At 68.4% G+C, this 21820-nt stretch carries 19 protein-coding genes and 1 pseudogene; 10 read left to right on the top strand and 10 right to left on the bottom strand.

Going from position 1 to position 21820, the window contains the following annotated elements; genetic code table 11:
* Positions 1–76 precede the first annotated feature (76 nt).
* Together FA90_RS07450 and FA90_RS24880 are read right to left on the bottom strand one after the other, a co-directional pair.
* Entirely contained in the window at positions 77–850 is a 774-nt protein-coding gene (locus FA90_RS07450) for a DUF2145 domain-containing protein (protein ID WP_051971544.1), read from the bottom strand.
* Positions 851–907: 57 nt separating this feature from the next.
* The gene (locus FA90_RS24880; RefSeq protein ID WP_156116627.1) at positions 908–1342 is read right to left on the bottom strand and encodes a hypothetical protein; all 435 of its coding nucleotides are present in this window, start codon (positions 1340–1342) and stop codon (positions 908–910) included.
* 212 nt (positions 1343–1554) lie between these two features.
* On the opposite strand from FA90_RS24880, the gene paoA reads away from it, so the two are divergent.
* From paoA to FA90_RS07425, 4 genes are all read left to right on the top strand, one after another.
* Positions 1555–2238 carry an aldehyde dehydrogenase iron-sulfur subunit PaoA gene (gene paoA / locus FA90_RS07440; RefSeq protein ID WP_036167502.1) on the top strand — a complete coding sequence of 228 codons (684 nt, stop codon included), beginning with the start codon at positions 1555–1557 and terminating at the stop codon, positions 2236–2238.
* On the top strand, positions 2235–3215 hold the full coding sequence (locus tag FA90_RS07435; protein WP_036167500.1) for a xanthine dehydrogenase family protein subunit M: 981 nt from the start codon (positions 2235–2237) through the stop codon (positions 3213–3215). Before paoA ends, FA90_RS07435 begins: the two co-directional genes overlap by 4 nt.
* 11 nt (positions 3216–3226) lie before the next feature.
* Positions 3227–5431 (top strand): aldehyde oxidoreductase molybdenum-binding subunit PaoC, encoded by a 2205-nt coding sequence (gene paoC / locus FA90_RS07430; RefSeq protein ID WP_036167497.1) that lies wholly within the window; start codon positions 3227–3229, stop codon positions 5429–5431.
* A 127-nt stretch (positions 5432–5558) separates the two neighbouring features.
* The gene (locus tag FA90_RS07425) at positions 5559–8660 is read left to right on the top strand and encodes a PAS domain-containing protein (protein ID WP_051971542.1); all 3102 of its coding nucleotides are present in this window, start codon (positions 5559–5561) and stop codon (positions 8658–8660) included.
* 216 nt (positions 8661–8876) lie between these two features.
* Here FA90_RS07425 and FA90_RS07420 read toward each other — a convergent pair whose 3' ends face one another.
* A complete protein-coding gene (locus FA90_RS07420) occupies positions 8877–9311 on the bottom strand; it encodes a hypothetical protein (protein ID WP_239700584.1) in 435 nt (144 codons plus the stop codon).
* A 138-nt stretch (positions 9312–9449) separates the two neighbouring features.
* Between FA90_RS07420 and FA90_RS07415 the strand changes: the two are divergent.
* Positions 9450–9647 (top strand): annotated as a pseudogene (locus tag FA90_RS07415) (LysR family transcriptional regulator); the annotation flags it as partial.
* A gap of 15 nt (positions 9648–9662) precedes the next feature.
* On the opposite strand, the gene FA90_RS07410 reads toward FA90_RS07415, so the two are convergent.
* Positions 9663–10388: an SDR family NAD(P)-dependent oxidoreductase gene (locus tag FA90_RS07410; RefSeq protein ID WP_036167492.1), complete on the bottom strand. Its 726-nt coding sequence runs from the start codon at positions 10386–10388 to the stop codon at positions 9663–9665.
* 110 nt (positions 10389–10498) lie between these two features.
* Here FA90_RS07410 and FA90_RS07405 point away from each other — a divergent pair, with 110 nt between their 5' ends.
* Positions 10499–10891, top strand: coding sequence for a helix-turn-helix domain-containing protein (locus FA90_RS07405; RefSeq protein WP_036167489.1), 393 nt, complete (start codon positions 10499–10501; stop codon positions 10889–10891).
* A 19-nt stretch (positions 10892–10910) separates the two neighbouring features.
* On the opposite strand, the gene FA90_RS07400 is transcribed toward FA90_RS07405, so the two are convergent.
* A complete protein-coding gene (locus FA90_RS07400; protein WP_036167486.1) occupies positions 10911–11471 on the bottom strand; it encodes a hypothetical protein in 561 nt (186 codons plus the stop codon).
* A gap of 314 nt (positions 11472–11785) precedes the next feature.
* Here FA90_RS07400 and FA90_RS27190 point away from each other — a divergent pair, with 314 nt between their 5' ends.
* Entirely contained in the window at positions 11786–13081 is a 1296-nt protein-coding gene (locus FA90_RS27190; RefSeq protein WP_239700582.1) for a nuclear transport factor 2 family protein, read from the top strand.
* 247 nt (positions 13082–13328) lie between these two features.
* A complete protein-coding gene (locus FA90_RS26245; RefSeq protein ID WP_156116626.1) occupies positions 13329–13487 on the top strand; it encodes a hypothetical protein in 159 nt (52 codons plus the stop codon).
* On the opposite strand, the gene FA90_RS27650 is transcribed toward FA90_RS26245, so the two are convergent.
* Positions 13459–13785: a DUF817 family protein gene (locus FA90_RS27650; protein ID WP_373994633.1), complete on the bottom strand. Its 327-nt coding sequence runs from the start codon at positions 13783–13785 to the stop codon at positions 13459–13461. The two genes, FA90_RS26245 and FA90_RS27650, sit on opposite strands and share 29 nt — an antisense overlap.
* Positions 13786–13879: 94 nt before the next feature.
* Here FA90_RS27650 and FA90_RS07385 point away from each other — a divergent pair, with 94 nt between their 5' ends.
* A complete protein-coding gene (locus FA90_RS07385; protein WP_373994595.1) occupies positions 13880–14875 on the top strand; it encodes an aldo/keto reductase in 996 nt (331 codons plus the stop codon).
* A gap of 55 nt (positions 14876–14930) precedes the next feature.
* Here the strand turns inward: FA90_RS07385 and fetB are convergent, their stop codons facing one another.
* The gene (gene fetB, locus FA90_RS07380; RefSeq protein ID WP_036167480.1) at positions 14931–15746 is read right to left on the bottom strand and encodes an iron export ABC transporter permease subunit FetB; all 816 of its coding nucleotides are present in this window, start codon (positions 15744–15746) and stop codon (positions 14931–14933) included.
* Complete coding sequence (locus FA90_RS07375) at positions 15743–16375, bottom strand: ATP-binding cassette domain-containing protein (protein WP_197065255.1); 633 nt, start codon at positions 16373–16375, stop codon at positions 15743–15745. Before FA90_RS07375 ends, fetB begins: the two co-directional genes overlap by 4 nt.
* 133 nt (positions 16376–16508) lie before the next feature.
* Here FA90_RS07375 and FA90_RS07370 point away from each other — a divergent pair, with 133 nt between their 5' ends.
* A complete protein-coding gene (locus FA90_RS07370; protein ID WP_156116624.1) occupies positions 16509–16871 on the top strand; it encodes a hypothetical protein in 363 nt (120 codons plus the stop codon).
* Positions 16872–16922: 51 nt separating this feature from the next.
* On the opposite strand, the gene FA90_RS07365 is transcribed toward FA90_RS07370, so the two are convergent.
* Together FA90_RS07365 and FA90_RS07360 are read right to left on the bottom strand one after the other, a co-directional pair.
* Entirely contained in the window at positions 16923–19268 is a 2346-nt protein-coding gene (locus tag FA90_RS07365) for a GH92 family glycosyl hydrolase (RefSeq protein ID WP_051971540.1), read from the bottom strand.
* Positions 19268–21607 (bottom strand): GH92 family glycosyl hydrolase, encoded by a 2340-nt coding sequence (locus FA90_RS07360; protein WP_036167458.1) that lies wholly within the window; start codon positions 21605–21607, stop codon positions 19268–19270. The genes FA90_RS07365 and FA90_RS07360 overlap by 1 nt, the downstream gene beginning before the upstream one ends.
* Positions 21608–21820: the final 213 nt, after the last annotated feature.

Here is a 21820-nt window from a genome sequence, read left to right as displayed (position 1 = left end):
TCGTGCGTGCGCAGCCGCACGGACGACCTGATGAGCGTGCCTCAGATGTGCTCGGCCGTGGGCCTTGCGCGTGCTGCTAGTCGAGCACCAGCACCCTGGCCTGCGGGTCGAGCCGCTGGACCAGCCGCAGCACGGCGTCGACCGTCACCGTGTCGATGTGGCCGGCCATGCGCCGCGCGAACGGGTGGTCGTCGAAGGCGACGTTGGCGCGGAACATGCGCGCGCCCAGGCGCTCCAGCGCACCGACCTCGACCGTGCGCGGGCGGTAGCCGATGCCCTGCAGCCAGGCCTGGGCTTCGCGCCGTGTCTCGACCTGGCCGGGCGCCGCGCTGGCGGCGGCCAGCATCTCGAGCAGCCACTGGTTCGAGTTCTGGTAGCGGGTCGAGTAAACATAAGACAGCATGTTGTAGTGCGGCTCGTGCAGGCGGCGCTCGGCCGAGGGGGTCATGCGCTGCAGCAGGCGCTCCTGCAGCGCCGGACCGGGGATCACGATCTGGGCGCGGTAGCGGTACAGGTCGGTCAGGAAAAAATTGCCCAGGCCTTCGACGAACAGCGCCGAGCGGTCGCTGCCGCATTCGTTGAGTTCATGTACGACGCGCCAGCGCCCGGCCGGGTGGTCGCGCACCGCGATTGCCATGTGCGAATACTCGACCTGGTATTTGCTCAGGTCCTGGCCGGCGCGCGCGATCAGGGCCACGCGCGCACCGCTGTCCTCGAGCGCGGCGGCGCTGCGCTGGGCCAGCGCCATCGACTGGCGCACCGCGTCGACGCTCAGCGCGTCATCGCCGCAGCCCTGGCCGGCGCGGGCCGGCGCGGCGGCGAGCAGGACGCACAGGAGCAGGGCGCGCAAGACATTCAGCCTATCCAGCCAATGATCGCGACGATCGGAGCAGATGGGGTGCATGGCTCAGTCCACGCGCGCGTGGTGCAGCAGCGCCTTGCCTGCCGCGTTGGGAATGAAAGCGATCACCCGGCCGCTCGCGACCAGCGCCGTGCCGGTCGACAGCGCCGCCACCTGCAGCGTCGTACCGGCGGCGAGCGAGATGCCGCGCGCGGCGCCGGCCGAGAGCTTGACCGTGGCCACGCTGGCCTGGCCGGCGGCGTCGAGCACCAGATCGATCCCGTCGCCGACCACTTCCACGCTGGCCACCACGGCGCTGCCGGCGGCGGCCACCGACAGCAGCGAGCCGGTCACCACCATGGCGGAGGCGTCGACCGACATGGTCGATGGCGTCGATGCATCGGCGGCGCGGGCCGGCGCCGCCACCATCAGCAGGATCGTAAATACGCCGGCGCAGGCGTTCAATGCTTGCGCGCGTGGTTGGAACAGGGTGGTAGGCATGGTCATGGCTCCGTCAAGGTTGTCGATCGAACGCGAACGATATTGAACCGTCACCGCCGCCATTTCCAGGGATTTGTAATGACGTCGCGCGCCCCGCTACCACGGGGCGCGCCGCACGATACTGGTGCGTTTTCAACCGTGCTCGGCTCCCCGGCGGTTAGCGCTTAATATGATGAATATGATGATGATCTATTTGCCAAGGACGAGAACTCATGGATAACCCCAGCCCAATCAACCAGACCCGGCGCGACGTGCTGATCACCGGCGCCCTGGCAGCCGGCACGGCGGCCTTGCCGGTCGGTGCCGGTGCGCAGGTCAACAACCAGCCGATGGTGGCGGGCGCCGACAGCGCCAGCACGCCGGCGCCGGTAACGTCGAAAGTGACCCTGAAAGTCAACGGCCAGGCGCACGAGATGAACCTGGATACCCGCACCACGCTGCTCGACGCGCTGCGCGAGCACCTGCAGCTGACCGGCACCAAGAAAGGCTGCGACCAGGGCCAGTGCGGCGCCTGCACCGTGATCGTCGACGGCCGCCGCATCAATTCCTGCCTGTCGCTGGCGGTCATGCACGACGGCGCCGAGGTGACCACGATCGAAGGCCTGGGCCAGCCGGGCCACCTGCACCCGATGCAGGCGGCCTTCGTCAAGCACGACGGCTACCAGTGCGGCTACTGCACCCCGGGCCAGATCTGCTCGTCGGTTGCGGTGCTGGACGAGATCGCCAAGGGCATCCCGAGCTACGTGACCGGCGACCTGACGGCCAAGCCGCTGCTGTCGATCGACGAGCTGCGCGAGCGCATGAGCGGCAACATCTGCCGCTGCGGCGCCTATTCGAACATCATGGAGGCGATCAACGAAGTCGCCGGTGGCCATGTGAAAGGAGCCAAGGCATGAAGGCCTTCACTTATCAACGCGCCAAGACCCCGGCCGAAGCGGCGCAGGCTGCCGCGCAGCACCCGGGCAGCCGCTTCATCGCCGGCGGCACCAACCTGCTCGACCTGATGAAGCTGGAGATCGAGACGCCGCCGCACCTGGTCGACGTGAACGGTCTGGGCCTGGACAAGATCGAGCCGACGCAGGACGGCGGCCTGCGCGTCGGCGCCCTGGTGCGCAACACGGACCTGGCGGCCGACCCGCGCGTGCGGCGCGACTACGGCGTGCTGTCGCGCGCGCTGCTGGGCGGCGCCTCGGGCCAGCTGCGCAACAAGGCGACCACCGCCGGCAACCTGCTGCAGCGCACGCGCTGCCCGTACTTCTACGACACCAACCAGGCCTGCAACAAGCGCCTGCCGGGCAGCGGCTGCTCGGCGATCGGCGGCTACACGCGCCCGCTCGGCATCGTCGGCATCAGCGAGAAGTGCATCGCCACCCATCCGAGCGACATGGCGGTGGCCATGATGCTGCTGGATGCGCAAGTGGAGACGGTGTCGCCCAACGGCGCGGCGCGCGTGATCCCGATCGCCGATTTCTATCGCCTGCCGGGCAACACCCCGCACATCGAGAACAACCTGCAGCCCGGTGAACTGATCACCGCGGTCACGTTGCCGAAGCCCCTGGGCGGCAAGCACTTCTATCACAAGGTACGCGACCGCTCGTCGTACGCGTTCGCCCTGATCTCGGTCGCGGCGGTGGTGCAGCCGGACGGCACCGGCCGCGTGGCCCTGGGCGGCGTGGCGCACCGGCCATGGCGCATCGCGGCCGCCGACGCCCAGCTGCCCAACGGCGGCAAGGCCGTCACGGCGGTTCTGCTGGCCGACGCCCGCACCACCAACGACAACGGTTTCAAGGTCCCGCTGGTGCAGCGGACCATCGACGCCGTGCTGAGTGAAGCAAAGCAAGCCAAGCAAGGCAACCCATCCAAGCGGGCTTGAGGAGATAACAGATGAAATTCGATACGCCTGCCGGCACCAATCCGATCGACCAGCTGAAGGTCGTCGGCCATCCCACCGACCGCATCGACGGTCCCTATAAAACCACCGGCACCGCCACCTACGCCTACGAGCAGCACAAGGCCGCCCCCAACGCGGCGGTCGGCTACATCGTCGGCGCCAGCATCGCGTCCGGCACCATCAAGCGCATCGACACCGCCGCCGCCAAAAAAGCGCCGGGTGTGCTGGCCATCGTCACGTACGAGAACGCCGGCAAGATCGGCAAGGGCGACAAGAACACGGCGCGGCTGCTGGCCGGACCCAAGGTCGAGCACTACCACCAGGCCGTGGCCGTGGTCGTGGCCGAAACCTTCGAGCAGGCGCGCGCCGCGGCCGCGCTGGTCAAGGTCGACTACGACAAGCGCAACGGCGTGTACGACCTGGACGCGGCGATGAACGCGGCCGGCCCCGCCGGCAAGGAAAAGGACAAGCCCAAGACCGCGATCGGCGACTTCGAAGGCGCTTTCGCCAGCGCCCCGGTCAAGCTGGACGCGACCTACAAGACGCCCGACCAGACCCACGCGATGATGGAGCCGCATGCCTCGCTGGCGATCTGGGAAGGCGACAAGCTGACGCTGTACACCTCGAACCAGATGATCAACTGGGGCAAGAAGGACCTGGCCAAGACGCTCGGCATCCCCGAGGACAACGTGCGCATGATCTCGCCCTACATCGGCGGCGGCTTCGGCGGCAAGCTGTTCCTGCGCTCGGAAGCGGTGATGGCGGCGCTGGGCGCGCGCGCGGCCGGCCGTCCGGTCAAGGTGACGCTGCAGCGCGCGCTGATGATGAACAACACGACGCACCGCCCGGCCACGATCCAGCGCGTCCGCATCGGCGCCACGCGCGAGGGCCGCATCCAGGCGATCGCCCACGAAAGCTGGTCGGGCGACCTGCCGGACGGCCAGCCCGAGACCGCGGTCAACCAGACCCGCCTGTTCTACGCCGGCGCCAACCGCTTCACCCAGATGCGCCTGGCCGTGCTCGACCTCCCCGAGGGCAACGCGATGCGCGCCCCGGGCGAGGCCCCGGGCCTGATGGCGCTCGAGATCGCGATGGACGAGCTGGCCGAAAAGCTCAAGATGGACCCGGTCACGCTGCGCATCGTGAACGACACCTCGACCGATCCGGAAAAACCGGGCCGCAAGTTCTCGCAGCGCCGCTTCGTCGACACGCTCAAGATCGGCGCCGACAAGTTCGGCTGGAACAAGCGCAATCCGAAGCCGGGCCAGGTGCGCGAGGGCCGCTGGCTGATCGGCTACGGCGTGGCGGGCGCCTTCCGCAACAACATGAACATGAAGTCGGCGGCGCGCGTGCGCCTCGAGCGCGACGGCACCGTCACGGTCGAAACCGACATGACCGATATCGGCACCGGCAGCTACACCATCATCGCCCAGACCGCGGCCGAGATGCTGGGCGTGCCGCTGGCCAAGGTCAACGTGCGCCTGGGCGACTCGGATTTCCCGGTGTCGGCCGGATCGGGTGGCCAGTGGGGCGGCAACAGCTCGACCGCCGGCGTGTACGCGGCCTGCGTCAAGCTGCGCGAGAACATCGCCGGCAAGCTGGGGCTGGATGCGACCAACGCCCAGTTCGTCGACGGCAGCGTGCGCGCGGGCGGCAAGTCGGTGCCGCTGGCCCAGGCCGCGCGTGACGACGTCGTGGTCGGCGAGGACACGATGGAGTACGGCGACCTCGACAAGAAGTTCCAGCAGTCGACCTTCGGCGCCCACTTCGTCGAGGTGGCGGTCGACGCCGCCACCGCCGAAGTGCGCGTGCGGCGCATGCTGGCGGTATGCTCGTCGGGCCGGATCCTGAACCCGAAGTCGGCGCGCAGCCAGGTGATCGGCGCGATGACGATGGGCGTGGGCGCGGCGCTGATGGAAGAGCTGGTGGTCGACAAGCGCATCGGCTACTTCGCCAACCACGACCTGGCGCTGTACGAAGTGCCGGTGCACCTCGACATCCCGCACCAGGACGTTATCTTCCTCGACGGCGACGACCCGATGTCCTCGCCGATGAAGGCCAAGGGCGTCGGCGAGCTGGGCATCTGCGGCGTGGCGGCGGCGGTGGCGAACGCGATCTACAACGCCACCGGCGTGCGCGTGCGCGACTATCCGGTCACGCTCGACAAGCTGCTGCCGGGCATGCCGCAGTACGCCTGATGCAGGCGTCTGACGCAGTGCGACCGGCGCGCCCATGTGTGCGCCGGTGCCTGCGCCGGCGTGTTTTTCCGTAAAGTACTACAATGTCGGGATCGCGCGGCTGCGGCCGCGCTTGCCCACCCCCGACATGAGCGATCAACCCGACGGGCCGGCGCTCTTCGTGGCCGGCGATACCGAATCCCGCGTGCATGCACGCGACTGGACCGGCAGTGTACTCGGCGCCGCCGCCGGCTGGCCCGACGCGCTGCACCATGCGCTGCGCGCGACCTTCGACGCCGCCGCACCCGCCTTCCTGGCCTGGGGTCCCGACCTCGTCCTGTTCTACAACGACGCCTGCGCCGCGCTGCTGGGCGACGCCCATCCGCGCGCGCTGGGGGCGGCGCTCGCGCCGGACGAACCTGCGCCTGTGCTGGCGGGCCTGGGCGCATGCGCGCGCCGCGCGTTCGCGGGCGCGCCCGTGCGCGAGGCCTTGCTGGCGGATGGCGTGACGCTGACCGGCCAGGGCGTGCGCGCGCTGGACGGCCGTCTCTGCGGCGTCAGCGGGACCTTGCAGGTGTCGGTCGACGGCGCCGCGGCCTTGCGCGCGGTGGCCGACAGCATGCCGCAGATGGTGTGGTCGACACTGCCCGACGGCTACCACGACTACTACAACCAAGGCTGGTACGACTTCACCGGCATGATTGAAGGCGAGACCGACGGCGAGCGTTGGAACGGCATGTTCCACCCGGACGACCGCGACGCGGCCTGGGCGCGCTGGCGCCATTCGCTCTCGAGCGGCGAACCGTACGAGATCGAATACCGGCTGCGCCATCGCAGCGGCGAATACCGCTGGGTGCTGGGACGCGCGCTGCCGGTGCGTGACGCGGCCGGGCGCATCGTGCGCTGGGTGGGCACCTGCACCGACATCCATGCGCAGAAGATGGCCGAGGAAGACTTGCTGCAGGCGCGCCTGCGCCAGGAGGCGGCGCTGGTGGCCGCCGACATCGGCGCCTGGACCTACGACCTGCAGCGCGACCGCGTGTACGCCGATCCGAACCTGGCGGCGATGTTCGCGGTGTCGGAGCGCGACGCGGCCGGCGGCTCGCTCGCGGCCTACCTGGCGGCGATCCACCCCGTCGACCTGGCCGCGACCCGCGCCTGCATCGACCGCGCGGTGGCACGCGGCGACGGCTACGAATGCAGCTACCGCCTGCGCCGCCAGGGCGTGGACGCCGCCGCCTACGGTCCCTGGCGCCACGTGCTGGCGCGCGGCAAGGTGACTTTCGACGCGGCCGGCGCGCCGGCCTGGCTGCCGGGCGTGGTGCTCGACGTCAGCCGCCAGAAGGCCGCCGAGGAAGCCCTGGTCGAGGCCGAGGCGCGCTTCCGGCGCCTGGAAGCCTCGAACGTGGTCGGCATGATGCGCTACCGGACCGACGGCGCGATCGTCGACGCCAACCAGGCGTTCCTCGACATCATCGGCTACACCCGCGCCGACCTGGACGCCGGCCTGCTCCATTCGCGCAACCTGACCCCGCCGGAATGGCGCGACGCCACCGCGCGGGCGATGGAGCAGTTGCGGCGCTTCGGCCGCATGGACAATTTCATCAAGGAGTACTGGCGCCGCGACGGCAGCCGCGCCAGCGTGCAGATGGGTTCCGTGACGGTCGATGCGGCCGGCGGCGAAGGGCTGGCGGTCGTGATCGACATTTCGCCGATCCGCGACGCCCAGAAGGCGCTGCAGGAAAGCGAGACGCGTTTCCGTGCACTGGCCGACAACATCCCGCAGCTGGCCTGGATGGCCGATCCGGACGGCACGCGCACCTGGTACAACAACCGCTGGATCGAGTACATCGGCATGCCGGCCGGGCCGGCGGCGGCCAGGGACTGGGACTGGCGCGAGGCGCACCATCCGCAGCACCTGGAACGCGCCGCCGCCGGCTACCTCGACCACGTGCGCCGCGGCGTGGTGTGGGAAGACACTTTCCCGCTGCGCGGGCGCGACGGCGCTTACCGCTGGTTCCTGACGCGCGCGGTGCCGATCCGCGACGAAGCCGGCGCGATCGTGCGCTGGTTCGGCACCAACACCGACGTCACCGACCAGCGCGAAGCCGAGAACGCGCTGCGCGAAGCCGACCGCCGCAAGGACGAGTTCCTGGCGATGCTGGCGCACGAGCTGCGCAACCCGCTCGCGCCGATCACGGCAGCCGCCGACTTCCTCGGCCTCGGGCGGCCGGACGAGAACCGCGTGCGCCAGGTGACCGCGGTCATCGGGCGCCAGGCGCGCCACATGACCGGCCTGATCGACGACCTGCTCGACGTCTCGCGCGTCACGCGCGGGCTGGTCGCGCTCGAACGCGAACCGGTGCTGCTTGGCGGCGCGGTCGCCGAAGCGGTCGAGCAGGTGCGCCCGCTGGTCGAAGCCAAGCGCCACCGCTTCGAGCTGGCGCTGGCGGACGCCGGGCTGCTGGTGAGCGGTGACCGCAAGCGCCTGGTACAGATCTTCGCCAACCTGATCGGCAACGCCGCCAAGTACACCCCGCAGGGCGGCAGCATCAGCGTGCACGCGGCGCAGCTGCCCGGCGGGCGGGTCGCCGTGAGCGTCGGCGACGACGGCATCGGCATGTCGCCGGAACTGTTGGCCAGCGCGTTCGAGCTGTTCGCGCAGGGCGAGCGCAGCAGCGACCGCTCGCAGGGCGGCCTGGGCATCGGCCTGGCGCTGGTCAAGAGCCTGGTCGAGCTGCACGAGGGCAGCGTGCGCGCCGAGAGCGCCGGGAGCGGGCAGGGCAGCCGCTTCACGGTGACGCTGCCGGTTCTTGATTCAGCGCCTGCGCCGGCGCCCGGCGCCGGTGTGGCCGAGACCCCGGCAACGCCGCTGAAGGTGCTGGAGGTGCTGATCGTGGACGACAACGTCGACGCCGCCCAGCTGCTGGCGCTGTACCTCGAGGCCCTCGGGCACCGCGTGTCCTTGTCGCACACCCCGAGCGCCGCACTGGCGGCGGTGCAGATACGCCGGCCCGACCTGTGCGTGCTCGACATCGGCCTGCCCGAGTGCGACGGCTACGAGCTGGCGCGGCGCCTGCGCGTACTGCCGGGCCTGGCGCGCGTGCCGATGGTGGCGCTCAGCGGCTATGGTCAGCCACAGGACCGCGAACGCGCCGAGGCGGCTGGCTTCGCGCGCCACTTCGTCAAGCCGGTGCAGGCGGCCGACATGCTCGAGCTGTTGCACCAGGTGGCGCAGGGCGCAGCGTGAATTCTCGATAGTTTGCCGGGCGTGCAATGCCGCCAAGCTGGCGGTTTTTACGGCCGTTGGAGCCACCATGCGCCGCATCACCCGGGCGCGGCTGGCACGAGCGCACGCATCGGAGCGCGGATGACAAAAGCCCTCGCGCGCACGGGCGTGACCCGTGCGTGCGAGGGCTTGCGTTCCCTGCTGCAGCCGGCGGACCGGCCGGCTGCCTGACGCGTCTTACTTCGACGCGTCCTGCATCTTCTGGCCAGCCTTTTCCAGACCGCGGCCGGCGGCGTCGGTCGCGTTGGCGGCGCCTTCCTTGATGTTCTGGCCAGCTTCATGCGCCTCGGCCTTGACGTTGGCGCCGGCATCCTTGGCGGCTTCCTTGGACTGCTCGGCAGCGGCTTGCATGTTGTCGCCTGCGCGCTGAGCGGCGTCCTGGGCCTTGTCGCCGGCGTGTTCAGCCGCGGCTTCGGTCTTGGCCGCGCCTTCGCGGGTGGCCTGGGCCGCATTCGCGCCGGCATCGTCGAGCGCCTTGCCGGCGCTCTGGGCCGGGCCCATGCCGGCAGTGGCGTTCTCGTCGGTCTTGTGGCAGCCGGCGGCCAGCATGGCGACGGACAGCATCAGGGCGGACAGGCTGACGGTGGTCTTGGTGGTCTTGAAGGTTTGCATGTTGAACTCCTGTTGTTGATTATTTAGCACGAGCTCATGCTATACCGTGTCGTACGTACGCACGTTACGAATTTGTGCCAAACCGTAACAAGGCATCCTCGTCGCGTGGCGACAAGCATGCGCGGCCAGCGCCAGCTGGCAGGTGCCGGCATCCGCGCCTGTCAGCTGGCGCTGGCACAGCGCGACGGCCTGGTGCCGGTGCTGCCGGACGCGTTCGCGCCCGGCTTCGAGACCTGGATCGCGATGCACGAAGACCTGCGCGCCAGCCGCGCTTGCCGCGTGGTGTTCGATGCGCTCGCCGAGGGCTTGCGCGCGCACGCGGGCGGGCGCGGCTGAACGGCGCCCTGGCGCTCAGGCCAGCAGGCCGCCGTCCACCACCAGGTCGGCGCCGCCGACATAGCGGCTGTCCGGGCTGGCCAGGAACAGTGCCGCATCGGCGATCTCGTCGGCCTGCGCCATCCGCTTGAACGGAATGCGCGCCTCGATCGCCTGGCGGTATGCGTCGCTGACCTGGTCGAACATCGGCGTATTGGTCGGACCGGGGCTGAGCGTGTTGACGCGGATGCCACGGCCGGCCAGCTCGCCGGTCCAGCTGCGCGTGTACGAACGTACCGCGGCCTTGGTCGCCGAATAGGCGGCATAGCCCGGATTGCCCATCGAGCTGGCGACCGAGCCGACCAGCACGATCGCCCCGCCGGAGCCCATCTGGCGCACCGCGCGCTGGACCGTGAAGACCATCGCGCGCACGTTCAGGTCGAAGATCTTGTCAAAATGCGCCTCGGTGGTCTGTTCCAGGGTCGCCGGCTCGGACACGCCGGACGAGGTGACCAGGATGTCGAGCGTGGCGCAGCGCGCCCGCAGCTGTTCGAACAGTGCGTCGAGCTCGGCGCTGTCGGTGACGTCGGCGCGGATCGCCTCGGCCCGTTCGCCGATCGAGGCGACGGCCGCATCGAGCCGGGCCTGGTCGCGCCCGGCGATGAAGACGCGTGCGCCTGCCTGCGCGAAGCGGCGTGCGATCGCCAGGCCGATGCCGCTGTTCCCGCCGGTGACCAGTGCGGTTTTTCCTTCGAGTTTCATGCTGACTCCTTCAGTGGATGCTGCGGTGAATGGACGCCACATGATATATCTCGTATATTTGGTGTCAATTACGCACCTGGTATAGCCTAGATATAGGGAAGGAAACCGGCATGAGCGCCGAACTCGAATCCGTACTCGCGCAAATCAACGGCACGCGCCCCGTGCTGGAACAGATCGCCAACAAATGGTCGGTCCTGATCCTGGCGGTGTTGTGCTCGCGGCCGTCGCGTTTCAACGCCATCAAGCGCAGTCTCGATCCGATCACCCACAAGGCCTTGGCCGAGGCGCTGCGCCGCCTCGAGCGCAATGGACTGGTGAATCGCCACGTGGTCAGCCTGAAGCCGGTGGCGGTGGAGTACTCGATCACGCCGCTCGGGCGCACGCTGCAGGAGCCGTTCGTCGCGCTGATCGAGTGGGCCAGACAGCACGGCCCCGCGCTCGCGCACGCGCAGGCCGCGGCCGATGCCGAGGAAGCGCTTGCGGGAGCGGAGGCCGGCAGCTGAGTCAGGCCGGCAGGTGTCGTCAGCCCTGGGACGGCGCCGGGGTCGGCGTCCAACCCAGTTTTTCCTCGAACAGCGTGCGGTACAGCGTGCGGATCTCGGGTGGGATCTGGCGGATGTATTTTTCGGCGTTTTCGCGCTGCTGGCCGGACAGGCTGTCCAGGAAGGCGACCGCCTCGTGCGGGCTCGGCGAGCGCTCGCCGACGCCGGCGAACTTGGCCGTGATCGACGTCCAGACGGCGCCGTCGAGTTCCTTGGTGCGCATCCAGGCCGCCACGCGCTCCTGCTCCAGGCCGTGCGGGTTGGGCAGGCTGCCGACCCACTGCGGGTATTCGGGGCGGATCTTTTCGCGCTGGCGCAGCATCTCGCGCGCTTCGTCGATGTCGTCCGTGTCCAGCAGCGCCCAGTAGCTCGGCACCAGCGGCGCCGGCGGGTGCATGACCAGCGCCAGTTCGTCGCTGTCGTCGCTGTCGCGCACGAACTCGAGCGGCATGGGCGGGCCGTCCGGGCGCCATGCCGAGGCCAGCTTCAAGGGGCCGGGGTTCCAGATCAGCGAACCCCAGGCGATGCATGCGATTTTCAAAGTGTTCTCCGGTGAGTATTGACGAAAGTGACGCCGACCACGTCCGTTGCATTCTACCGGTCCCCGCGTAACGTATTGTTTCGCTGGCGTGCGCGCGGGCGTTCGGCCTGGCGCGAGCGTGGCTTACACCGGAATCGACAGGCGGGGAGGCGGTATGGACACGGCCGAGGTATTGATCGTCGGCGCCGGTCAGACCGGCCTGCTACAAGCAACCGAACAACCGAGCAGCCCAGCGATATCCCGGCCTGACAGCCTGCTCTTCGGGCGCGACATCGCGTATAGTGATGCCGAACGTACAACAAAAGGGGATGGGCATGGCCTGGCACACGGTGACTTCCAGCGGCAACGGCCGCCGCAACGACGACCTCGCGCGCGTGTTCGAGCACGGCCCGCGCCCCGGCGGCGCACCCGGCGAAGAGCCATGCGGCGTGATCGACGTGCTGCTGCTGGATGGCGCGACCTCGCTGGCCGAGCGCGACCACGTCGATCCGGTCGACGGCGACCCGGCCTGGTTGGTGCAGCGTTTCGCCGATGCGTTCGGTGACGTGATCGCGTCCGCGCCCCTCGAGGGCGAGGTGCAGGCCGCCTGCGTCGAGCGCGCGCTCGCGCGCGTGCGCGAAGCCTGGGACAGGGCGACGCAGGGCCAGGACGTGCCCTTGTACGCCTGGCCGATCGCCGCGTTGAGCTGGGTGCGCATCCGGCCGGAGGCCGACGGCGGCGCGACGTTCGAGAGCTGGTGCCTGGGCGACTGCAAGCTGCTGCTCGGCGCGCGCGACGGCGCAGTGCACGACCTCGACGTCTTTGATAACGCCTACGAACACCAGCTGCAGCAAGCGGTCGCCGGCATGGTCGCCGAGGGCGTGCTGGATGCCGCCCAGCGCTTTGCGGCGCTCACGCCGATGCTGCGCGCGCGCCGCGAGGAGCAGATGGGCTCGGCCGCGCCCGCGGTCCTGTGCCTGGCGCCGCACGGGCCGTTCGCCGCGCGCCGCACCGTCCTGCGCCTGGATGCGCAGGCCGCGATCGGCGCCCGGCTGCTGGCGATGAGCGACGGCTACTATCGCCTGGTCGATCCGTACGCGCTGTACGACGACGCCGGCCTGGTGCGTGCCTGCGCAACGGCCGGCCCGGACGCCTTGCTGGCCGAGCTGCGCCGCTTCGAGGCCGGTCGCGATACCGCGCAGACCTCGGTCAAGGGCATGGACGACGCCACCGCGATCGTCGTGACGCTCGCCGAGGCCGGCGAGCTTGAACTGGTGCAGCGCTACATCGCCGCCTACAACGCCTTCGATGTCGACGCCATGCTGGCCACGCTGCATCCCGACGTGCGTTTCGAGAACCATGCCGGCGGCCGGCTGACGGTGGCGAGCGACGGCATCGACGCCTTTCGCACCCTGGCCGAGCAGGGCAAGGCGATGTTCGCCGAACGCGAGCAGCGCATCACCGGCGTCGAGCGCGTCGACGGCAGACTGATCGTGGCGATCGCCTGGCGTGGCCGGCCGGCGCACGACATTCCCGGCGGCCCGGCGGCGGGCCTCTTGCTCGAGATGAACCGGTGCTCGGCGTTCGGCTTTGCGGACGGCCGCATCGCCAGGATCGTCGACCGTAGCTGAGGCAGCAGCTGAGGCAGTCGCTGAGAGCGGCTGACGAGCGCACGTGTTCATGCACAACGCGTGGCCAAAATCAGACGGTTTCAATATAAATACGATTTCATCGTGTGCGCGCATGGCGTTCGGATTGTTCCCGGTGTAACCTGAAGTTTCCGGATTGCACAAACTTGCCTCGCGCGCCTACGTGGCGCGGCCATGGCGGGCTTCCGTATTATCATTTGATTCATTCATATCGCATGAAAGGGTTGCCATGAATAACGAAGCAGGATTCCGTCTTTCCCGTCTGGCGCATCACAAGAAGAATGCGCGCCGCGTGCGCATCGGTGTGATGATCGTGCTGTGCGCCTTGCCGGTCGCGCTGGCCCTGGCCAAGGCCACCGTCACGGCGACAGGTGGATCCCCGCTTTGACGTGTTTCAGGTGGGCGACGCTCCGGAACCTCAGCGCGATGGGTAGGGACCAGGTGCTCCGCTTGCCGACGTGTACCGCCGACCGCGCGCCCAGCCGGTTCGGATAAGGCGACAGACCCCGGAACGGGCCCAGGTTCCTAGCCTTCCCGATGAACAACCCGATCAGCACGAAACCCGGCGACAGCACCATGCTGCGCTCGCTCTCCAGCGGGCGAACATACACCCCGGTGCGCGCAGCCCATCCCGGCGCGCACGCCGCCAGACTCCGGCGCGCAGCGCCCGACGCCCGCTCTTCCATACGCTTGCAGACAAGCGCGCCGTCCGGCATCTCCGGAAGATATCTGCTAAGGTGGCCGTTTCGACACCACTGGAGAGCGTGTCGATGCCAATCGATGGGAGTAAGGACGATGCAATACAAACGTTTCGGCAATACGGGCCTGCAGGTGTCGCCGCTGGTGCTGGGCTGCATGACCTTCGGCGTGCCCGAGCGCGGCACCCACCCCTGGACCTTGGACGAAGAGGCGAGCCGCCCGATCATCCGGCGCGCGGTCGAACTCGGGATTAACTTCTTCGACACGGCCAACATGTATTCCGACGGCACCAGCGAGGAGATCGTCGGCCGCGCCCTCAAGGAATATGCGAAGCGCGAAGAGATCGTGATCGCCACCAAGGTCTACAACCGCATGGGCAGCGGCCCGAACCGCGTCGGCCTGTCGCGCAAGGCGATCATGACCGAAGTCGACGCCAGCCTGCGCCGCCTGGGCACCGACTACATCGACCTGTACCAGATCCACCGCTTCGATTACGAGACCCCGATCGAAGAGACGCTCGAAGCGCTGCACGACGTGGTCAAGGCCGGCAAGGTGCGCTACATCGGTGCCTCGTCGATGCATGCCTGGCAGTTCGCGCAGGCGCTCTACCTGGCCGACCTGCACGGCTGGACGCGCTTTGCGAGCATGCAGAACCACCTGAACCTGCTGTACCGCGAGGAAGAGCGCGAGATGCTGCCGCTGTGCCGCGACCAGGGTATCGCCGTGATTCCGTGGAGCCCGCTCGCGCGCGGGCGGCTGACGCGCGACTGGGACGCCGAGACCCCGCGCACCGAGACCGACGACTACCAGCGCAAACTGTACGCCGCCACCGAGGACGCCGACCGCCGCGTGGCCGAAGCGGTCAAGGCGGTGGCCGAGGCGCGCGGCATCCCGCGCGCGCAGGTGGCGCTGGCCTGGGTGGTCCAGAAGGCCGGCGTGACCGGGCCGATCGTCGGCGCTTCCAAGGTGTCGCACCTGGAAGACGCGGTGGCGGCGCTGTCGGTCAAGCTGACGGGCGAGGAAATCGCACGCCTGGAAGCGCCGTACGTGCCGCACGCGGTGGCCGGCTTCGTGTGACGCGTGCGCCGGGCCGCGCCGATGAGGCGGGGCCCGGCTGCTCGCCCTTGAATCATTACTTCTTGCGCGGCTTGGCCGGCCGCAGCCGGTCCACGCGAAGGCGCTGGCGCGGGTCGCTGACCGAGCGCGCCGCGAACAGCGCGGCGCCCACCGCAGCCATCCCGCTGGCGCCAGCCAGCAGGAACATCAGCAGGATCTGGTACTTCACCGCCTGCATCGGGTCCATCCCGGCCAGCAGCTGGCCGGTCATGATGCCGGGCAGGGTGATGATGCCGGCCGCCGACATCTGGTTGACGATCGGGATCATCCCGCGCCGCACGGCCTCGCGCAGCACCGGGCCGAGCGCTTCGCGCAGCGGCGCGCCCAGCGCCAGGCGCGCCTCGATGCGGGTGCGTTCGCGCACCACGCCGTCGAGCACCCCGTCGAGCGCGATGCTGGCGCCGTTGAGCACCGCGCCCAGCACGATGCCCATCAGCGGGATTGCGTAGCGCGGCGCATACCATGGATCGGGACGGATCGCCGTCAACAGGGCCAGGATCACGGTCGCGATGCCGGCCGCGCTCACCACCGCGGCGGCGATGCGGTGGTTGCCGAAGCCGGCCAGGCGCTGCTTGGGCCGCAGCGCGACTTCATTGGCGGCCGCGCCGATCATGAAGACCACCACGGCCAGCGTCGCCAGCGGCGAGCCGCCCGCGAACACCAGGCGCAGTACCACGCCGACGATCAGCAGCTGCACCACCATGCGCAGTGCCGCGACCAGCACCTGGCGATGCACGCCCAGGCGCAATGCGAACGAGATGCCGGCGTCGAGCAGGATGAGGAAGGCGGCGGTCGCGAGGTCGAACGCGCCCAGATGCACGGTGCCGTTCATGCCCCCTCCCCGTGTCCGGTGACGTCGGCCAGCTTGCCGCCTTCCACGCGCCAGACGCGGGTGGCGATGCGCCGCGCCTGTTCGGGCGAGTGGCTCACCATGATGATCGTCAGACCCTCGGCGCGGCAGGCGGCCAGCATCGCTTCGACCCGCGCCACGCCATCGGGATCGAGCGCGGCGGTCGGCTCGTCCAGCAGCAGCACCTGCGGTTTGCGCGCCAGCGAGCGCAGCAGGGCCAGGCGCTGGCGTTCGCCGGTCGACAGGTGCTGGAGCTCGTCGTCGAGGATGTCGGGGCGCAGGCCGAGCGCCGCCAGCTGGTTCGACGCCCATTCCAGCTGGGCGCCGTCGAAGTGGGCGCCCGGGCTGGCTTCCCACCAGGCCGGCTCGGCGGCCTGGTAGAGCACGCGCGCGCGCCAGGCCGGGGCGGTCATCGCCTGGGCCGGCTGGCCGTCGAGCAGGGCCTGGCCGCTGTGCGGGTCGAGGTCGGCGAGCATGCGCAGCAGCACGCTTTTTCCGGCGCCGGACGAGCCCTGGATCACGATGCAGGCGCCGGCTTCGACGTCGAAGTCGAAAGGCCCGGCAAAACTCGAGGCGAGTTGGCGCGCGCTCAAGCGGAAAGCTTGTGTCAAATCAAATCTCCCAAATCAAAGATGGCGACATGATAAGGGTTGTCTTTGAGGTAGGGAAACGAATATTCCAGCCGTAACGCCATGAAACAAATTCGACGCGTACACAGTGCGGCTGGGGGATAGGATGCAGACCATGAACTTCACTTTCATGGCGCCCGGCATCGGGCTCTGTCTCGTGACGCTGTGGGCCACCGGCCGCTACGGCTTTTCGTTGCCGAAAAAGGTCGAGATCAGCACGCCCGAGGGCATGACGAGCACCTACCTTTATTTCAACCGCAAGCTCAGGCTGCAGGCCGAGCTGAGCAACCGCTCCATCGTCAAGCTCGCCGTCGCCCGCTTCCTCGACGGCGGCCAGGGCGCGCCGGCGCCGCTCGAAATCGATCCGGACATGCGGCCGTTCGACGGCGAGCTGACCCAGGTGCGCAACCAGGCGGCGCGTGCGCCGATGCGGGTGCGGCCCGGCAAGGGCCACGCGCGCACGCGCCAGGCCTCCTGAGTTGCCCTCAGGGCGCGCGCCGCCTGCCGGGGGCGTTCCCGGCAGGCCGACTCAGTGGCTGGCGGTCGCGCGCACGAAGCCCGGCGCCTGCGGATCGAGCGAGAACGAATACGGCGTACTCGACTCGAGGGTGCCGCGTTTCGTGTTTGGCTTGTCTGCCATGTCGAACTCCAGCTTGGCGCCGCGCAGCAATGCATCGTGGCCGATCCAGTTGCGATCCAGCGCCGCGCCATCGACCCGCAGGCGGTCGACGTAGCGGCGCGCGTCGCTCACGCCGGGCGCACGGATGTCGACCGTGCGGCCGTTTTCGAGGTGCAGGCGCGCCAGCGGGAACAACGGGGCGCCCAGCGCGTACTGGCCGACGGCGGGCGTGACCGGATAAAAGCCCAGCGCCGAGAACACGTACCAGGCCGAGGTCTGGCCATTGTCTTCGTCGCCGCAATAGCCGTCCGGGGTCGCTCGGTACAGGCGGTTCATCACTTCGCGCGTCCAGTACTGCGCCTTCCACGGCGCGCCGGCCCAGTCGTACAGGTAGATCATGTGCTGGATCGGCTGGTTGCCGTGCGCGTACTGGCCCATGCCGGCGATCTGCATCTCGCGGATCTCGTGGATCACCTCGCCGTAATAGCTCTCGTCGAACGTCGGCGGCAGCGTGAACACGGTGTCGAGCTTGTCCTCGAAGGCCTTGCGCCCGCCCATCAGCCGCATCAGGCCGGCGACGTCGTGGAACACGGCCCAGGTGTAGTGCCAGCTGTTCCCTTCGGTGAAGGCGTCGCCCCACTTGAACGGGTTGAACGGCTTCTGGAAACTGCCATCCTTGTTCTTGCCGCGCATCAGACCCGTCGACGGATCGAACAGGTTCTGGTAATTCAGCGCGCGGCGCGCATACGGTTCGATCTCCGCCGCCGGCCGGTTCAGCGCCTTGCCGAGCTGGTAGATCGCGAAGTCGTCGTACGCGTATTCCAGCGTGCGCGCAGCGCTCTCGTTGATGCCGGCGTCATACGGCACGTAGCCCAGCGTATTGTAATAGTCGACCCCGGCGCGCCCGACCGCTTCCATCGGCCCGGCGTGATTCGCCCCGTGCACCAGCGCCTGCCACAGCGTGTCGACGTCGTAGCCGCGCAAGCCTTTCAGGTAGGCTTCGGCGACGACCGAGGCTGAGTTATTCCCGATCATGACGTTGGCATAGCCGGGGCTGGACCACTCGGGCAGCCAGCCGCCTTCCTTGAAGTCGTTGACCAGGCCTTCCTGCATCTCGCGGTTGATCGACGGGTACATCAGGTTCAGGAACGGGTACAGCGCGCGGAAGGTGTCCCAGAAACCGGTCCCCGCGAACATCGTGCCGGGCAGCGTCTGGCCGTTGTATGGACTCCAGTGGACCGGCTTGCCGTCGGCGTCGAGCTCGTACAGCTTGTTCGGGAACAGCACCATGCGGTACAGGCTCGAATAGAAGGTGCGCCGCTGGTCCAGCATGGCATCCATCTTGCCGCCGGCAACTTCGACGCGGCCCAGGGTATCGTTCCAGCGCTTGGCCGCCTTGGCGCGGGTGGCCTCGAAATCGTCCTTGCCGATCTCGCGATCGAGGTTGCGCTCGGCCTGCTCGAGACTGATGAAGGATGAGGCCACGCGCATGTGCACCTGCTCGCCCGCCGCGGTGGCGAAGCCGACGATGGCGCCCATGTGCCCGGCCAGCAGTTCGTGGCCGGCATCGATGCCTTGGCCGACCGCGTTGCCCTCGACGATGCTGTCGCCGTCGAACAGCTCGGCGCTGGCCAGTGGCTTGTCGAACTCCACCACGAACCAGTTCTTGAAGTTCTTCGGCAGCGGTCCGCGCGCGTAGCGGGTCGAATAGCCGACCACGCGCCGGCGTCCCGGCAGCACCTTGACGTAGGAGCCGCGGTCATAGGCGTCGATCACGACCCAGGATTGGTCGCTTTTGGGGAAGGTGAAGCGGAACTGGGCCGCGCGCTCGCTGGCCGTGAGTTCGGTGGTGACGTCACTGTCGGCCAGGTAGACCTTGTAGTAGTCGGGGCGCGCGACCTCGGCCTTGTGCGAGTACCAGCTGGCGCGTGCGTCCTCCGTGAAGCGCTTCTTGCCGGTGACCGGCATAATCGAAAACTGGCCGTAGTCGTTCATCCACGGCGACGGCTGGTGCGTCTGCTTGAAGCCGCGCAGCTTGTCGGCCGAGTACTGGTAGGCCCAGCCGTTGCCGATCTTGCCGGTCTGCGGCGTCCAGTAGTTCATGCCCCAGGGGACGGCGATGGTCGGGTAGGTGTTGCCGTTCGAGAGCTCGGGCTTGCTATCCGTGCCCATCAGCGGGTTCACCAGGTCGAGCGGCGCCTGCGCATGCGCGCACGCGCACGCGAGGGCGGCCGACAGGAGAAGGGCGGCGCGCATCAGTAAGCCGTCTGCGTGTAGGGACGATCGGCCGGCGCCTTGCCCCAGTTGGTGTTCGGCGTGGCTTGCATGGTGAACACCAGCTCGCCGCCGGCCATGATCTCCTGATGGCGGATGAAACTGCGGCTCAAGGGCTTGCCGTTGAGCGTCACGCTGCCGACGTAGCCGTTGTCGGGGCTGAAGTTCCTGGCGCGCACCGTGAAATGGTGGCCGTTGGGCAGGTTCAGCGTGGCGCGTTCGACGAAGGGACGGCCGATCACGTACTCGTTGCTGGCCGGGGCGACCGGATAGAAGCCGAGCGAGGTGAACACCAGCCAGGCCGACATCTGGCCCAGGTCGTCGTTGCCCGACAGGCCGTCCGGCTTGTCGGCATACTGGCTGGCGACGATCTGGTTCAGGCGGCCCTGGGTCTTGTACGGCGCGCCGGCGAAGTTGTACAGGTAGGCCACGTGGTGCGAGGGCTCGTTGCCGTGCGCGTAGTTGCCGATCAGGCCGGAGATGTCCTCGACGTGGGCGTACACTTCCGGATCCACCTTGGCGTCGAACTCCTGGTCGATCTTCGAGATCAGGCCGGCGTCCCCGCCCAGCATCTTGATCAGGCCCGCGTTGTCCTGCGGCGAGTACCACGAATACTGCCAGGCGCTGCCTTCGGTGTAGTCGCTGCCGTAGTTGGCCGCGAGCGGATCGAACGGTTCGCGGAACTGACCGTCGGACTTCTTCGCGCGCACGAAGCCGGTCTTGGTGTCGAACACGTTGCGGTAGTTGAGCGAACGCTTGTAGTAGCGCTCGGCCACGTCCTTGCGGCCCATCTTCTCGGCCATGCGCGCGATGGTCCAGTCATCGAACGCGTATTCGACGGTCTTGGACGCGGCTTCGGGCTCGAGGTCGCTCGGCACGTAACCCAACTTCATATAGTAGTCGAGCCCGCCGTAGGGACCGTATTCCGCGCTGGCGGTCATCGCGCGCAGCGCCTCGTCGGCGTCGAAGCCCTTGATGCCTTTCATATAGGCGTCGGCGATGATAGGCACCGCGTGGTAGCCGATCATGCACCAGGTCTCGATGCCGGCGAACTGCCATACCGGCAGAATGCCCCACGGGCTTTCCTTCTGCGATTCGATCAGCGAGCGCACGATGTCGGCGTTGCGCTGCTCGGGCTGGATGATGGTCATCAAGGGCTGCAGCGCGCGGTAGGTGTCCCACAGCGAGTAGCTCGAGTGGAAGCGGAAGCCCTTGGCCAGGTGCACCTCGTGGTCGGGGCCGCGGTACTGGCCGTCGAGGTCCATGAACAGGCTGGGCGAGATCATCGAGTGGTACAGCGCGGTGTAGACCTCGCGCTTCATCGGCGCCGGGGCGTCGACGTCGACCGCGCCCAGCGCCTTTTCCCAGGCCTCGTGCGCGTGCGCGCGCGCGGCGTCGAAGTCCCAGCCCGGCATCTCGGCCAGGTTGGCCAGTGCGCCCGCCTCGCTGACGCCGGAGATCGCGACCTTGACCAGCAGCGGCGCGTTGTCGGCGCCGTCGAATTCGAGGCCGGCCTCGAGCATCTTGCCTTCCACCTGCGCCTTGTCGAAGGCGGTCTTGCCGGGGGCGGCGAAGCCCTTGTATTCGACGCCTTCCTCGCGGTTGAGCAGCTGGTGGCGCTTGATCGGGCGCGAGAACCGGATCGCGAAGAACAGCTGGCGGCCCGGGGCCCAACCGCGCGTCTCGCGCATGCCGGTGATGGTGTCCGACCCACGCAGGCGCATGCGCGCCCACAGGTTCTTGCCGCTCCAGTCGTAGATCGAGGAGCGCAGGTCGAGCACCACCTTCGGCGTCGCGCCGGCCTTGAAGCGGTAGCGGTGCAGGCCGACCCGCTCGCTCGTGGTCAGTTCGACGTCGACGTCGTTGTCGAGCAGCTTCACGGCGTAGTAGCCCGGCTCGGCATGCTCGTCCTTGTGCGAGAAGCGCGAGCGGTAGCCGGAGAACGACCGCTCCGGGTAGCCCGGTTCGAGCTTGAGCTCGCCGCTGGTCGGCATCAGGAGGATGTCGCCCAGGTCCGAGTGGCCGGCGCCGGAAAAGTGGGTGTGGGTGAAGCCGAGGATCGAATCGTCCTCGTAGCGGTAGCCGGCGGCCCAGGGATAGCCCTGCTTGAAGTGGCGCTGCTGGGTGTCGGGGCTAAGCTGGACCATGCCGAACGGGACCGTGGCGCCGGGAAAGGTATGGCCGTCGCCGCCGGTGCCGACGAATACGTTGACGTTATCGGTGTGCGCGCCCTTGGCGGCGCCGCTCTGGGCATGGGCTGCGCTGCTGCAGACGAGGGCGGCCAGCAGGGCGCCGGCGCTGAACTTGAGTGGATGTCGCATGGATCTCCTGGGGACCGGCCGCGCCGGTTTTCATTCATTTCATGAAACATAGCGTGAAACTTTTGTTCTAGGCAATAGAAGCACAAACGCACGTCATTGTTTAGTAATGGATGGGCAACTTCGTATGGGCAAACGTGAAATCTTGTGAAAAATGCGCCGCGTTAACGCAACAGCTGAGGCCATAACCTGGATCAGCGCAAGATCACGGGTGCT

This window comes from Massilia sp. 9096, from assembly GCF_000745265.1.
Taxonomy (GTDB): domain Bacteria; phylum Pseudomonadota; class Gammaproteobacteria; order Burkholderiales; family Burkholderiaceae_D; genus Telluria.
The sequence above is the reverse complement of the archived record's forward strand: the minus strand, read 5'-3'. Positions and strand labels throughout refer to the sequence as shown.

Bases quoted from the DNA above. Each gene is read 5' to 3' on its own strand.
- FA90_RS24880 (WP_156116627.1), bottom strand. From the start codon at position 1,342: ATGCCTACCACCCTGTTCCAACCACGCGCGCAAGCATTGAACGCCTGC.
- paoA (WP_036167502.1), top strand. From the start codon at position 1,555: ATGGATAACCCCAGCCCAATCAACCAGACCCGGCGCGACGTGCTGATC.
- FA90_RS07435 (WP_036167500.1), top strand. From the start codon at position 2,235: ATGAAGGCCTTCACTTATCAACGCGCCAAGACCCCGGCCGAAGCGGCG.
- paoC (WP_036167497.1), top strand. From the start codon at position 3,227: ATGAAATTCGATACGCCTGCCGGCACCAATCCGATCGACCAGCTGAAG.
- FA90_RS07425 (WP_051971542.1), top strand. From the start codon at position 5,559: ATGAGCGATCAACCCGACGGGCCGGCGCTCTTCGTGGCCGGCGATACC.
- FA90_RS07420 (WP_239700584.1), bottom strand. From the start codon at position 9,311: ATGCAAACCTTCAAGACCACCAAGACCACCGTCAGCCTGTCCGCCCTG.
- FA90_RS07410 (WP_036167492.1), bottom strand. From the start codon at position 10,388: ATGAAACTCGAAGGAAAAACCGCACTGGTCACCGGCGGGAACAGCGGC.
- FA90_RS07405 (WP_036167489.1), top strand. From the start codon at position 10,499: ATGAGCGCCGAACTCGAATCCGTACTCGCGCAAATCAACGGCACGCGC.
- FA90_RS27190 (WP_239700582.1), top strand. From the start codon at position 11,786: ATGGCCTGGCACACGGTGACTTCCAGCGGCAACGGCCGCCGCAACGAC.
- FA90_RS26245 (WP_156116626.1), top strand. From the start codon at position 13,329: ATGAATAACGAAGCAGGATTCCGTCTTTCCCGTCTGGCGCATCACAAG.
- FA90_RS27650 (WP_373994633.1), bottom strand. From the start codon at position 13,785: ATGGAAGAGCGGGCGTCGGGCGCTGCGCGCCGGAGTCTGGCGGCGTGC.
- FA90_RS07385 (WP_373994595.1), top strand. From the start codon at position 13,880: ATGGGAGTAAGGACGATGCAATACAAACGTTTCGGCAATACGGGCCTG.
- fetB (WP_036167480.1), bottom strand. From the start codon at position 15,746: ATGAACGGCACCGTGCATCTGGGCGCGTTCGACCTCGCGACCGCCGCC.
- FA90_RS07370 (WP_156116624.1), top strand. From the start codon at position 16,509: ATGAACTTCACTTTCATGGCGCCCGGCATCGGGCTCTGTCTCGTGACG.
- FA90_RS07365 (WP_051971540.1), bottom strand. From the start codon at position 19,268: ATGCGCGCCGCCCTTCTCCTGTCGGCCGCCCTCGCGTGCGCGTGCGCG.
- FA90_RS07360 (WP_036167458.1), bottom strand. From the start codon at position 21,607: ATGCGACATCCACTCAAGTTCAGCGCCGGCGCCCTGCTGGCCGCCCTC.